Annotated in this window: 12 protein-coding genes and 1 tRNA gene; 8 read left to right on the forward strand and 5 right to left on the reverse strand. The window is 72.8% G+C overall.

Annotated features, from left to right (window positions below; genetic code table 11):
• The first annotated feature begins 34 nt into the window (after positions 1-34).
• Genes ACFE7W_RS19445 through ACFE7W_RS19470 form a run of 6 tightly spaced genes read left to right on the forward strand, consistent with a single transcriptional unit; the run spans position 35 to position 5914 of the window.
• A complete protein-coding gene (locus ACFE7W_RS19445; RefSeq protein ID WP_375426480.1) occupies positions 35-937 on the forward strand; it encodes a DoxX family membrane protein in 903 nt (300 codons plus the stop codon).
• A gap of 28 nt (positions 938-965) precedes the next feature.
• On the forward strand, positions 966-2321 hold the full coding sequence (gene aroA, locus ACFE7W_RS19450) for a 3-phosphoshikimate 1-carboxyvinyltransferase (RefSeq protein WP_375426481.1): 1356 nt from the start codon (positions 966-968) through the stop codon (positions 2319-2321).
• Positions 2318-3328, forward strand: coding sequence for a ribosome small subunit-dependent GTPase A (gene rsgA, locus ACFE7W_RS19455; protein WP_375426482.1), 1011 nt, complete (start codon positions 2318-2320; stop codon positions 3326-3328). Before aroA ends, rsgA begins: the two co-directional genes overlap by 4 nt.
• Positions 3329-3338: 10 nt before the next feature.
• Complete coding sequence (locus ACFE7W_RS19460; protein ID WP_375426483.1) at positions 3339-4154, forward strand: inositol monophosphatase family protein; 816 nt, start codon at positions 3339-3341, stop codon at positions 4152-4154.
• A 13-nt stretch (positions 4155-4167) separates the two neighbouring features.
• Positions 4168-4767, forward strand: a complete 600-nt coding sequence (locus ACFE7W_RS19465) for an NTP transferase domain-containing protein (protein WP_375426484.1) — start codon at positions 4168-4170, stop codon at positions 4765-4767.
• A 4-nt stretch (positions 4768-4771) separates the two neighbouring features.
• The gene (locus tag ACFE7W_RS19470; protein ID WP_375426485.1) at positions 4772-5914 is read left to right on the forward strand and encodes an XdhC family protein; all 1143 of its coding nucleotides are present in this window, start codon (positions 4772-4774) and stop codon (positions 5912-5914) included.
• A gap of 51 nt (positions 5915-5965) precedes the next feature.
• On the opposite strand, the gene serA is transcribed toward ACFE7W_RS19470, so the two are convergent.
• From serA to ACFE7W_RS19495, 5 genes are all read right to left on the reverse strand, one after another.
• A complete protein-coding gene (serA, locus tag ACFE7W_RS19475) occupies positions 5966-7162 on the reverse strand; it encodes a phosphoglycerate dehydrogenase (RefSeq protein WP_375426486.1) in 1197 nt (398 codons plus the stop codon).
• 84 nt (positions 7163-7246) lie between these two features.
• Positions 7247-8221, reverse strand: a complete 975-nt coding sequence (locus tag ACFE7W_RS19480) for a P1 family peptidase (RefSeq protein ID WP_375426487.1) — start codon at positions 8219-8221, stop codon at positions 7247-7249.
• A gap of 16 nt (positions 8222-8237) precedes the next feature.
• On the reverse strand, positions 8238-9455 hold the full coding sequence (locus tag ACFE7W_RS19485) for a SpoIID/LytB domain-containing protein (protein WP_375426488.1): 1218 nt from the start codon (positions 9453-9455) through the stop codon (positions 8238-8240).
• A 129-nt stretch (positions 9456-9584) separates the two neighbouring features.
• Entirely contained in the window at positions 9585-10685 is a 1101-nt protein-coding gene (locus ACFE7W_RS19490) for a Gfo/Idh/MocA family protein (protein WP_375426489.1), read from the reverse strand.
• Positions 10682-11470 carry a ThuA domain-containing protein gene (locus tag ACFE7W_RS19495; protein ID WP_375426490.1) on the reverse strand — a complete coding sequence of 263 codons (789 nt, stop codon included), beginning with the start codon at positions 11468-11470 and terminating at the stop codon, positions 10682-10684. Before ACFE7W_RS19495 ends, ACFE7W_RS19490 begins: the two co-directional genes overlap by 4 nt.
• Positions 11471-11529: 59 nt before the next feature.
• On the opposite strand from ACFE7W_RS19495, the gene ACFE7W_RS19500 reads away from it, so the two are divergent.
• Positions 11530-12666 (forward strand): aromatic acid exporter family protein, encoded by a 1137-nt coding sequence (locus ACFE7W_RS19500; RefSeq protein ID WP_375426491.1) that lies wholly within the window; start codon positions 11530-11532, stop codon positions 12664-12666.
• Between the two features lie 52 nt (positions 12667-12718).
• A tRNA-Met gene (locus ACFE7W_RS19505) sits at positions 12719-12792 on the forward strand.
• The last annotated feature ends 1 nt before the right edge of the window (position 12793 follow it).

Here is a 12793-nt window from a genome sequence, read left to right on the forward strand (position 1 = left end):
TGGCTCGGGCGCGGCGGCGCGATAGGAATGACCCATGACGTTGCTGCGCGCCGCCTCCCGGACCATGCTCGCCTCCTACTTCGTCGCCAGCGGCGTGAAGGCGGTCCGGAACCCCGACGCCCTCGTCGAGGCGGCCCAGCCGGTCGCCGACCGCCTGCTGCCCCTGATCAAGCAGTACGCGCCGGCCCAGGTCGCGGGCGTCGTCCCCGAGGACACCAAGACGCTGGTCCGGGTGAACGGGGCCGCTCAGGTCTTCGGCGGCCTGGCGCTGGCCACGGGCAAGGGCCGCCGGCTCGGCGCGCTCGTCCTCGCTGCCTCCCTGGTGCCCAGCACGCTGGCCAAGTACCCGTTCTGGACCCGCACCGACCCGCTCGAGAAGGCGGCCGACCGGACCCACTTCTCCAAGAACGTCAGCCTGCTCGGCGGCGTGCTGCTCGCCGCCGGTGACACCGAGGGCAAGCCAAGCCTGGTCTGGCGCGCGCAGAAGGGCGGCGCGAGCATCGCCAAGGACACCCGCAAGGCGACCAAGAAGCTGGGAAAGAAGACCGGACGCTCGTCGAGCACGCTCAGCAAGACCGCCGGTGACTTCGCCGACACCGTCAGCAAGAACGCGGGCGACCTGGCCGAGAGCGTCAGCAAGAGCACCAGCCAGCTGACCGACACCGCGCTGGCCAGCGGGGTGGCGCTGGTCGGTGCCGCGGTGGCCAGCGGGCGCAAGGCCAAGAAGGAGGCGGCCAAGCAGCTCAAGATCGCGCAGGAGGCGGCGGTCAAGCAAGCGGCGGTCGCCCGCAAGGAAGCCGTCAAGCAGGCCGGGATCGCCAAAAAGCGGGCGGCCGAGCAGGCCGAGATCGCGAAGAAGCAGCGGGACAAGCAGGCGAAGATCCTCGCCAAGCGGGCCGGCAAGGTCAAGAAGAACATCAAGCTCGGCGAGAACTGAGCCTGCCGCGCGCCCGTAGACTTCCGGCGTGCCGACCACCCCACCCGCCAGCGCCACGTCCGAGCCCCAGCCCTGGGTCGCGCCGTTGGCTCCGGCACCCATCCACGCCACGGTGAGCGTGCCCGGCTCGAAGTCCGAGACCAACCGGGCCCTGGTGCTCGCGGCCCTCGCGGACCGGCCCTCGGTGGTCACCGGCGGCCTCCAGGCGCGCGACACCTCGCTGATGCGTGACGCCCTGCGCGCGCTGGGGGTCGTCATCGTCGAGTCCGGGGACCAGTGGCTGGTCACTCCGCCGGCGACGTTCTCCGGCGGCGTCACCATCGACTGCGGCCTGGCCGGGACGGTGATGCGCTTCGTACCCGCGCTCGCGGCCCTGGCCGACGGGCCGGTCAGGTTCGTCGGCGACCCCCAGGCCGAGTCCCGACCGATGGCTCCGCTGCTCCAGGCGCTGACCGACCTCGGCGCCGAGGTGCGGACCGAGGGTGGGCCGGGCCTGCCGTTCACCGTCACCGGCTCGCCCTCGCTCCGCGGCGGTCCGGTGACCATCGACGCCTCCACCTCGAGCCAGTACGTCTCGGGGCTGCTGCTGGTCGGCGCTCGGCTCGCGGCGGGGCTCGACCTGCAGCACGTCGGCCCCCCTGTCCCCTCGCAGCCCCACATCGCGATGACGGTGGCCATGCTGCGCGATCACGGGATCGTGATCGACGACACCGCCCCGGACCGCTGGCGGGTCGCCCCGGGCGTGCTGACCGCGCACGACGTGGTGGTGGAGCCGGACCTGTCCAACGCGGCCCCGTTCCTCGCGGCCGCGGCCGTGACGGGCGGGATGGTCACCGTCCCGCGCTGGCCCGAGCAGACCCACCAGCCCGGGGACGAGATCCGCGAGATCCTCCAGGCCTTCGGCGCGGAGGTGACGTGGTTCCAGGGCGCCCTGACCGTCCGCGGCACCGACCACCTGCACGGCGTCGAGCTCGACCTGCGTCGGGCCAGCGAGCTCACCCCGGTCGTCGCCGCGGTGGCCGCGCTCGCCGACAGCACCACCCAGCTGCACGGCGTCGGCCACATCCGCGGCCACGAGACCGACCGGCTCGCTGCGCTGAACGCCGAGCTCTCGGCGCTCGGCAGCGGCGTGGTCGAGGAGGACGACGGGCTGACCATCAATCCCAAGCTCCTCGGCGGGTCGTGGTGGCGGACCTACGCCGACCACCGGATGGCCCAGGCCGGCGCGCTGCTCGGGCTGGTGGTGCCGAACGTCGAGCTGGACGACGTGAGCTGCACGGCGAAGACGATGCCGGAGTTCGTCCGGCTCTGGACCGGCATGATCGCCGACTCCGAAGCCCGCAGCGAGAGCGTCCGCGAGCCCGAGCACGACCCGCTGCTGTGACCTCCCGCAGCTTCCGCACCGACGAGAACGACGCCTTCGAGCGGCCGCGCCGGCACACCCGTCCGCGGACCAAGGACCGGCCGGACTACTCCGAGGCGGAGATCGGGCTGGTCATCACCGTCGACCGGGGACGGTTCCGCGTCCTGGTTCCCGGGCCTGACGGCGACCGTGACCTGACGGCCACCAAGGCCCGCCAGCTCGGCCGGACCGGCGTCATCGTCGGCGACCGGGTGCGGGTGGTCGGCGACACCAGCGGCGAGGAGGGCTCACTGGCCCGGATCGTCGCCGTCGAGGAGCGCAGCACCGTCCTGCGGCGGACCGCGGACGACGACGACCCGTACGAGCGCCCGATCGTGGCGAACGCCGACCAGCTGGTGATTGTCACGGCCCTGGCCGACCCGCCGCCCCGGACCGGGATGATCGACCGGATCCTGGTGGCCGGCTTCGACGCCGGGATCGCGCCCCTGCTCTGCCTGACCAAGGCCGACCTCGCCGGCCCCGAGGAGCTGCTCGCCCAGTACGAGCCGCTCGGCGTGCCGGTGCAGACGGTCTCCCCCGGCGCCGACCTGACCGCGATCCGCAGCGCCCTGCACGGCCGGAGCAGCGTCTTCGTCGGCCACTCTGGCGTGGGCAAGTCCACCCTGGTCAACGCCCTGATCCCCGACGCCCACCGCGGCACCGGAGCCGTCAACGAGGTCACCGGCCGAGGCCGGCACACCTCGAGCTCGGCGATCGCCCTCCGGCTGCCGGCCCTGCGCGACCTGCCGGGCGACCCCGGCTGGGTGATCGACACCCCGGGCGTCCGTTCGTTCGGCCTGAGCCACGTCACCCGCGAGAGCCTGGTCGCGGTGTTCACCGACCTGGCGGCGCTCGCGCTGACCTGCCCGCGGGGCTGCAGCCACGAGGCGGACGCGCCGGAGTGCGCCCTGGACGCGGCGGTCGGGCGCGGCGAGCTGGGCGCGGAACGGCTGGAGTCGTTCCGGCGGATGCTCGGCTCGGGCCAGTAGGTTGGCGACCGTGCTGGCTCCTGACGACGTCCTGCTGCGCAACCTCACCGACGACCTCCGCCTGGCCCACCTGCTGGCCGACGACGCCGACTCACTCACCATGAGCCGCTTCAAGGCGCTCGACCTGCACGTCAGCGCCAAGCCCGATCTGACCCCGGTCACCGACGCGGACACCGCGGTCGAGGAGGCGATCCGGCGCACCCTGGGGCGCGCCCGGCCCCGCGACGCCGTGCACGGCGAGGAGCTGGCCGACACCGGCTGGGGTCCGCGCCGCTGGGTGGTGGACCCGATCGACGGCACCAAGAACTTCGTGCGTGGCGTGCCCGTCTGGGCCACCCTGATCTCGCTGATGGTGAACGACGAGGTGGTGCTGGGCGTGGTCAGTGCGCCGGCGCTCGGGCGTCGCTGGTGGGCCTCGCTGGGTGGCGGCGCGTACGCCGGCAAGTCGCTGATGTCGCCGAGCCCGTGCCGGGTCTCGGCCGTGACCGAGCTCGAGGATGCCTCGCTCAGCTACGCCGAGGTGTCGGAGTGGGTCGAAGCGGGCCAGGGCCAGGAGTTCGTCGACCTGCTGCGGACCTGCTGGCGGACGCGCGCGTACGGGGACTTCTGGTCCTACATGCTGCTCGCCGAGGGCGGCGTCGACATCGCCTGCGAGCCCGAGCTGGCCCTGCACGACATGGCGGCCTGCTCGATCATCGTCACCGAGGCCGGCGGCGCGTTCACCGACCTGGACGGGACCCCGGGCCCGCTCGGCGCCGGCGCGTACGCCAGCAACGGTCGGCTGCACGAGGCGGTCCTCGCTGCTCTGCGCCCCGACGCCGACTGAGGTCCCGACCGCCGTGGCTGCGGTGACGGGGGTGCTGCTCGCCGCCGGGGCCGGCCGGCGCGCCGGCGGTCCCAAGTCGCTCCGCCGGGACACCGACGGGACGTCGTGGCTGGCCCGCAGCATCGCCGTGCTCGTCGACGGTGGTTGCGACGACGTGCTCGTCGTCCTGGGCTGCGAGGCCGAGGCGGCCCGCCGGCTGCTCGCCGAGCCGGCCGTCCGGGTGGCCGTCCGGGTGGCCGTCGGGATCGCCGAGAACCCGTCCTGGGCCGAGGGGATGGGCAGCTCGCTCGCCGTCGGACTGCAGAGCGTGGGCGCCGGACCGGGTCGAGCCGCTCTGGTGCACCTGGTCGACCTGCCGGACGTGAGCGCCGCCGTCGTGGCCCGGGTGCTGGACCGGCCGCTCACGCCGGACACCTTGGCCCGGGCGACCTACGACGGTCGGCCCGGCCATCCCGTCCTCGTGGGCGCAGCGCACCTGGCTCCTCTCGTGGCGTCGCTGGGAGGCGACCGGGGCGGGCAGGCCTACCTGCGGATCTCCGGCGCGCGCGAGGTCGAGTGCGCTGACCTGGCCACGGGACACGACGACGACCACGCGCCCGGACTGGCAGGCTGACCCGGTGCGCGAGGTGCTCGAGCGGCTGCTGGCCTGGTGGCGGGCCGGGGAGACGGTCGCCGTGGCCACCGTCGTCGACACGTGGCGGTCCGCGCCCCGGCCGCCCGGCGCGGCGATGCTGGTGGGCCCGGACGGCACCGTGGTCGGCTCGGTCTCTGGGGGTTGCGTCGAGGCCGACGTCTACGCCGTGGCCGAGACGGTGCTGGCCGACGGCGTGCCCCAGCTGCGCCGCTACGGGGTCAGCGACGCCGACGCGGGTGCCGTCGGGCTCCCCTGCGGCGGCGAGCTCGAGGTCTTCGTGGAAGCGGTCTCGCCCAGCACGCACCCTCACCTGGAGGTCCTGGCCGCCGCCGTGGCGGACGGGCGGCCGGTCGCGGTGGCCACGGTCGTCGAGCACCCCGACGCCGCGCGGGTCGGCCGGCGGCTGCTGGTCGAAGGGGACGGACCGCCCCCGCCCGGCGGGAGCCTGGGCAGCGACCGGACCGACGCCGCGGTGACCGACGACGTCCGCGGGCTGCTGGCCAGCGGCCACAGCGGCTGCCTGACCTACGGACCCGACGGCGAGCGGCTCGAGACGGGCATGCGGGTCTTCGCCGCCGTCCTCGCGGCCCGCCCGCGGATGCTGGTCTTCGGGGCCAGCGACTTCGCTGCGGCGTTGGCCCGGGTGGGCGGCTTCCTGGGCTACCGGGTGACGGTGTGCGACGCCCGCGGGCTCTTCGTCACGCCGTCCCGCTTTCCCGACGCCGACGAGCTGCTGGTCGCCTGGCCCCACCGCTACCTCGCGACCGAGGCCGCGGCCGGGCGCCTCGACGGGCGGACGGTGGTCTGCGTGCTGACCCACGACCCGAAGTTCGACGTGCCGCTGCTGGAGGTGGCGCTGCGGCTCCCGGTCGGCTACGTCGGGGCCATGGGCTCGCGTCGCAACCACGAGGACCGGCTGCAGCGGCTGCGGGAGGTCGGCCTGACCGACGCCGAGCTGACTCGGCTCGCCAGTCCGATCGGTCTGGACCTCGGGGCCCGGACGCCGGAAGAGACGGCCGTCTCCATCGCCGCCGAGATCGTCCGCCGGCACTGGGGCGGTGGCGGCCAGCCGCTGAGCGAGCTCGACGGCCGCATCCACCACGACCACCCGACCTGTCAGAACTGAGGTGTCCCCCAGGGCACCTCAATGCTGACACGTCGGTCCGGCGAGTGGGGCTCAGCCGATGACGCGCAGCCGGACGGTCTCCGGCAGGCTGCGGAGCTTGTCCAGCAGCGCGTCGTCGAACCGGCCGCCGATGTCGGTGACCACGTAGCCCAGCTGGCCGCGGGTGGCGAGGCTCTGGCTCTCGATGTTGACCCGGGCGTCGGCCAGCACCCCGTTCACGGTGGCGAGGACCCCCGGGACGTTGTGGTGCACGTGCAGGACGCGGCTGCGGCCCGGCGTCTCGTCGGCCTGGACGCTGGGCAGGTTGACCGACATGGTCGTGGTGCCGGCCCGGGCGAAGTCGCTCAGCTTGCCGGCGACGAACCGGCCGATGTCTTGCTGCGCCTCCTCGGTGGAGCCGCCGACGTGCGGGGTGAGGATCACGTTCGGGATCCCCTGCAGTGAACTGACGAAGGGGTCACCGGCCGCCTTCGGCTCCTCGGCGAACACGTCGAGCGCAGCGCCGGCGATGTGCCCGGACTCCAGGTGCTCGCGCAGCGCCTCGTGGTCGACGACGATGCCGCGGCACAGGTTGAGGAACAAGCTGCGGGGGCGCATCATCGCGAACTGCTCGGAGCCGAACAGCCCGGCGTTGCCGGCCCGACCGTCCACGTGCAGGCTGACCGTCTCGGCCTCGCGCAGCAGCTCTTCCAGGCTGGAGCAGCGTCGGGCGTTGCCCAGCGCCAGCTTGTCGGCGACGTCGTAGAAGATCACCCGCATGCCGAGAGCCTCGGCGACCACCGAGAGCTGGCTGCCGATGTTGCCGTAGCCGACGATGCCCAGGGTGCGGCCACGGACCTCGTGCGCGCCCTTGGCCGACTTGTCCCAGACGCCCGCGTGCATCTTGGCGTTCTTGTCGGTGAGGTGGCGGGCCATCGAGATGATCTCGGCCACCACGAGCTCGACCACGCTGCGGGTGTTGGAGAACGGCGCGTTGAAGACCACGGTCCCCCGCTCCGCCGCGGCGGCCAGGTCGATCTGGTTGGTGCCGATGCAGAAGGCGCCGACGCCGAGCAGCCGGGGGGCGGCGTCCAGCACGGCCCGGGTCACGGTGGTCTTCGAGCGGATGCCCAGCAGGTCGATGTCCTGGACGGCCCCGATCAGCTCGGCCTCGTCCAACGCCCCGTGCGCGGTCTCGATCTCGATCCCGTGCTCGGTGAGGACCCGGACGGCCTCGGGGTGGATGTTCTCGAGCAGCAGTGCCTTCATGGGTCCCTCGTCAGACGGGCGGGTGGGGTGACCGGCCCAGTCTAGGAAGGGCCGGCCGGCGATGCTCCCCGGTCTCAACCGGGCTCAGGACCGGGTAGCGGGCACGAGGTCGGCGTACGCCGGCCAGGACTCCCGCCCGGTGGCGGACAGCATCGCGTCGAGACAGGCCGCGGTGAAGACCTCCGCCGCCGCGCCCAGCAGGGCGTCCAGCTCGACGACCGCCGCGTACGGGTCGGGAGGCGCTGGCCGCTCGCCCGAAGCCAGGCAGAAGATGGTGTCGCCGTCGAACATCCCGTGCACCGGCCGGACGGCGCGAGCCAGGCCGTCGTGGGCCACAGCGGCGACCTTGCGGCTCTGGGCCTTGGTCAGGGACGCGTCGGTCAGCACGACGCCGATGGTGGTGGCCAGCGAGGGGGCAGGGTTCGCCACGGCGGCGGCCAGCTCGGCCCGCTCCGCCTCGGTCGGGGGCGGCAGCATCTGGCCGGAGTCGGCCCAGAGCCGCCCGGAGGCGGGGTCGACCGCCGAGCCGACCGCGTTGACGACCACCGCCGCCGCGACCGCGGTACGGGAGGGGAGTCGCTGCTCGGCGTACCCGAAGCCCCCCTTGAGTCCGCCGCACGTCGCGCCCGTGCCCGCTCCGACGCAGCCGCGGGCCGGATCCTCGGTCGCCGCCTCCAGCGCACGACGCCCGAAGTCCGCGGTCGGCCGGTGCCCGAAGTGGCCACCGCGGCCCAGGTCGAAGATCACCGCAGCCGGCACGATCGGCACCACCTGGTGCGGCTGCAGCCCGACCGGGAAGCCGACCTGCCGCTGCTCCAGGGCCTGCATCACCCCGTCCGCGGCGGCCAGGCCGTAGGCGCTGCCCCCGGTCAGGACGACGGCGTGCACCCGCTCGACGAGAGCGCTAGGGTCGAGCAGGTCCGTCTCACGCGTGCCCGGCCCACCGCCGCGGACGTCGACACCGCCGACGGCGCCCGATCCGGCCAGCACCACCGTCGTGCCGGTCAGCCAGCCGTCGCCGTCGGCGGTGGCGTGCCCGATCCGGAAGCCGGTGATCATCTGGCCAGGATAGGGCTCAGCTGATCTTGAACAGCGAGGAGCGCATTCCGAAGCGGGACTGGAAAGTACCGCCCGAGACGGTGACCGACTTCTTGCTGCCGATGATCTTGATGCTCGTCACCCGGCCACCGTAGCGGCCCGAGCCGTCACGCTTGGTCACCTGCAGCTTCTTCACGGTGCCGACCGAGGGCCAGGCGTGGGCGACGGACTTGGCGGTGATCGTCTTGTGCCACGCCTGCGAGGTGATCACGCCGTCGTACGGGTCGGGATGCGCGGTCAGGTAGGGCAGGTTGCTCTTCGCGGTGGCCCCGCCGTCGGAGGCGGCGAACTGGGTCAGGGCCGGCTGGTCCTGGTAGGTGAGGACCACCCCTGCGGTGGCCTTGACCGCCGCGTCGCCACCCGAGTTCTCCCGAGCCATTCCGCCGTAGACCTGGCAGGCGGTGGTGTCGCAGATGTCGTAGCCGGTGTAGTGGTAGACGTCGCGCAGGTACACGGCGTACGAACGCGCCGCCACGGCCTGGGCGTTCACGGCGTTCGCGAGCCAGGAGGTGGGCATCTCCGACGGGACGACGGAGCGGGCGTAGTCCTCGAGGGTGACGGTGTTGACGGTCCGCCCGCCGCTGCCACGCTTCACCAGCTTGACCGAGCCCCGGTAGGACTTCGTGCCGCCGGGAAGGACCACCTGGACGGCTTTGGCCGGAGTCGAGAAGGTCCAGGTGCTGGCGGTGAGATCGGTCGTCCTGGTCTTCCAGGTGCCGGACGCGTTCCGATAGGCCAGCCGGTAGCCCGAGCCGGAGCGGCTGATCCGCCAGGAGGTGTAGCTCCCGCCCGCGGGCAGCGTCAGGCTGTGGCCGTCCCGGTCGCTCACCTTCAGGCCGGCGGCCGGGCGCACCCGCAGGCTGTCGTCGTCGTCGGCAGTGAGCCAGACGTGGATGCGCTGGCCGGCTGGCAGCGTGGCGCGCTGGGTCCCGGGGTAGTAGAAGGCCAGGATCTTCTTCCAGGACAGGCCCTTCTTGGCCGCTCCGTAGGCGCCGTACTGGGACATCCCGTGACCGTGGCCGAAGCCCGCGCCGGAGACGCTGAAGCTGCCGCCGTCCGGCTTGACCGCCGAGTCAGCCGAGGCAGTCGGCGCAGCCAGCACGGGGGCCGTGAGCAGCCCCAGGGCCAGCAGGCCCCCGACCAGCCGCCCCTGACGGCTTCGGGAATGCGGGGTGGGGTTCGTGCGGGCAGGCATCGGGTTCCGTTCGTCGTCGGTCGGAAGCGACAGACTGCCTCACGTCAAGCACGACACGCCAGTGGTGCGCGAAGTATTTGCTGTGTCTGCTGGGAAGGTTGGGACCAAAGTCCCACCCTCGCGACAGGCTCAGGGAACGGCGAGGATGACCTCACTTCCCTGGTCGGCCGAGGCGTAGCAGGCGTCCACCACGACAGCCCGGGCGAGCGCCTGCTCGCCGCGGTAGGAGGTGAAGTCGCCGGAGGTGACCATCTCCAGGAAGTCCAGGACCGCCGCGCGATGCCCACCGTCCGGCGGGATGTCGGGCTGCAGGATCGCCGGCACGCCGTCCTTCTCGGTCCAGATGCTCAGGCTGCGGTAGGGCTCGGTGGGGGTGCCGCCGAACTCGACGTTGGCCCCGCCCTCAGAGCCGTACAGCGTCACGTAGGCCTGGTCGCGCGGGATGTACTGGGCCCAGCTGGACTCGAGCAGCAGCGTGCCGCCGCCGTCCAGCCGGAGGAACGCGGTCGAGAGGTCCTCGACGTCGAAGGCCCCCGCCTCGACGCCGGTCTTGGCCCCCGCCATGCCCGAGGAGTTGCCCCGGCCCCGCGGCCCGAACTCGGCGTACGTCGCGGCGGAGGCCGAGCGGACGCCAGGCTCGCCCAGCAGGTGCAGGGCCATGTCCAGCATGTGCACGCCGATGTCCATCATCGGCCCGCCGCCGGCGGTGGCCCGGCGGGTGAACCAGCTGCCCAGCCCGGGGATGCCTTCGCGACGCAGCCAGCCGGCCTTGGCGTAGTAGATCTGGCCGAGCAGTCCGGCGTCGATGATCTTCTTCAGCGCGGCGACGTCGCCGCGGCGGCGGTGGTTGAACGAGACGTCCAGCACCCGGTCGTTGCGCTTGGCCGCGTCCACCATGGTGCGTGCCGCGGTGCCGTTCTCGGCCATCGGCTTCTCGCTGAGCACGTGCAGGCCGGCGTCGAGTGCCGTGACCGCGATCGGGGCGTGCAGCGTGGTCGGGGTGGCGATGCTGACCACGTCCAGGGCACCGGAGCTGACCAGGTCCTGCCAGGCGGGGAACCGGTGGTCGGCGGCGATGCCGTAGCCGTCACCCAGCCGGGCCATCGCCTCGGTCTCCAGACCGGCCAGGGCGACCAGCTCGACGTCCGGGGCCTCGGCGTACGCAGCCATGTGCTGCTGGCCGGCCCAGCCGAGCCCGATCACGCCGGCGCGCAGGGTGGACCCGCTCACGAGGCCGCCGCGGACTGGGGTCCGGAGAACTGAGCCCCGGTGAACTGCGGTGGTGCCATGTTGACCACGGGCGGCGGCACGAAGTCGGCGACCTCCTCGGGCCGGGCCCACACCACGGCGTTGGCCAGCACCCGTCTGATGTCGGGGTGGTGGTAGACGGGGTAGTCCTGGTCGCCCGGGGAGAAGTAGAAGACCTTGCCCTTGCCGCGACGCCAGGTGCAGCCGGAGCGGAAGACCTCGCCGCCGGAGAACGTCGAGAGGAAGACCTGCTCGTCGGGGGCCGGGATGTCGAAGTACTCCCCGTACATCTCCTGGCCCTCGATCACGATCGGCTGGGGCACCCCCTGGCTGATCGGGTGCGACGGCGAGACGTTCCAGACCAGCTCGGTGTCGTTGGAGTCGCGCCAGGCCAGCGAGCACGAGGTGCCCATCAACGTCTTGAAGATCTTGGAGAAGTGGGCCGAGTGCAGGGCCAGCAGGCCCATTCCCCCCAGCACCCGCTGGTGGACCTTGGCCACCACGGCGTCGTCGACGTCGCCGTGCTTGATGTGTCCCCACCAGGTGAGGACGTCGGTGCTGGCGAGCACCTCGTCGCTCAGCCCGTGCTCGGGCTGGTCGAGGGTGGCGGTGCGCACCTCGACCTGCTCGCCCAGCAGCTCGCGCAGGCCGGTGGCGATGGCGCCGTGCATGCCGTCGGGATAGCGGACGGCCATCTCGGCCCCGTCCCGCTCGCTGGTCTCGTGGAAGTTCTCGCCCCATACGGTGACGCGGATCGGTGAGTTCACGGTCACCTAGTCTGCCCTCCCGGCCCGACCTCCGCTGCGGCGGGCACCATCATGTCCTCATGGCCGAGATCAGCTCCCCGGTGCAGCGGATGAAGCTGCGCGCGTTCGACGTCAGCGAGCGGACCACGCGGCTCGGCCGGCGCTCGCTGGAGCAGCGGGTCACCCGGCTGCGCAGCCGTGCCTTCCTGATCGTGCAGACCGCGGTCACCGCCGGGCTGGCCTGGTTCCTGGCCAGCGTCGTCTTCGCCCACCAGCAGCCGTTCTTCGCTCCGATCGCGGCCATCGTCTGCCTGGGCGGGACGTTCGGGCACCGGATGCGGCGCGGCGTCGAGATGGCGGTCGGAGTCGCGGTGGGGATCGGGGTCGGAGACCTCTTCGTCTCCTTCTTCGGCACCGGCGTCTGGCAGGTCGTGGTGGTGGTGGCCGTGGCGATGACCCTGGCGAGCCTGCTCGGGGCGGGCCAGCTCATGATCACCCAGGCGGCGGTCCAGTCGATCGTGGTCACCATCGTGTTGCCGAACCCTCACCAGGGGGTCGCACGATGGCTGGACGCCGTCGTCGGCTGCGCGATCGCCCTCGTCGTGGCCACGATCGCGCCCAGCTCACCGCTGCGGAAGCCGGCGAAGCTCGCGGCCCAGATGCTCCGCGAGCTGGCCGGCACCCTGGACGCGACGGTGGAGGCCCTACGGCTGGACGACGAGTCCGCGGCCGACCGCGTACTCGAGCGGGCCCGGGCCACCGAGGGCCAGCTGGGGCGGCTCGCGGAGGCGAACAGCGAGGGCCTGGCCGTCGTCCGCCACTCCCCCTTCCGACGTGGCCAGCTCTCGGAGGTCCAGCAGTACGCGGACCTGCTCGTCCCGCTGGACCGGGCCAGCCGCAACCTGCGGGTGCTGGCCCGGCGGACCGTGACGCTGGTCTGGCGCGGTCAGCACGTCCCGCCCGGCTACCTGGAGCTGATCGACCGGGTGGCCGGAGGTGCCCGAGCGATGGCCGTCGACCTGGACGAGGGCCGGCTGCCCGTCCAGGCCCGCGACGAGCTGGTCGCCGCCGGCCGCACCAGCGCGCACCTGGAGCTGTCGCACTCGCTCTCCGCCGTGGCGATTCTGGCGCAGACCCGCTCCATCGTGGTCGACCTGCTCGAGCTGACGGGTCTGGAGCCTGACGAGGCCCGCGAGCTGGTCCCCGACGTCGACTGACGGCCCGCGGATTTGTCTCGCCCCGGGCCGTCACCTACAGTTAACTCAACAGCGCGGGGTGGAGCAGCTCGGTAGCTCGCTGGGCTCATAACCCAGAGGTCACAGGTTCAAATCCTGTCCCCGCTAC

The organism is uncultured Friedmanniella sp., from assembly GCF_964244285.1.
Lineage (GTDB): Bacteria > Actinomycetota > Actinomycetes > Propionibacteriales > Propionibacteriaceae > Microlunatus.

Coding starts and splice junctions, on each gene's coding strand:
- serA (WP_375426486.1), bottom strand. CDS start 7,162: ATGAAGGCACTGCTGCTCGAGAACATCCACCCCGAGGCCGTCCGGGTC.
- ACFE7W_RS19485 (WP_375426488.1), bottom strand. CDS start 9,455: ATGCCTGCCCGCACGAACCCCACCCCGCATTCCCGAAGCCGTCAGGGG.
- ACFE7W_RS19445 (WP_375426480.1), top strand. CDS start 35: ATGACGTTGCTGCGCGCCGCCTCCCGGACCATGCTCGCCTCCTACTTC.
- ACFE7W_RS19480 (WP_375426487.1), bottom strand. CDS start 8,221: ATGATCACCGGCTTCCGGATCGGGCACGCCACCGCCGACGGCGACGGC.
- ACFE7W_RS19500 (WP_375426491.1), top strand. CDS start 11,530: ATGGCCGAGATCAGCTCCCCGGTGCAGCGGATGAAGCTGCGCGCGTTC.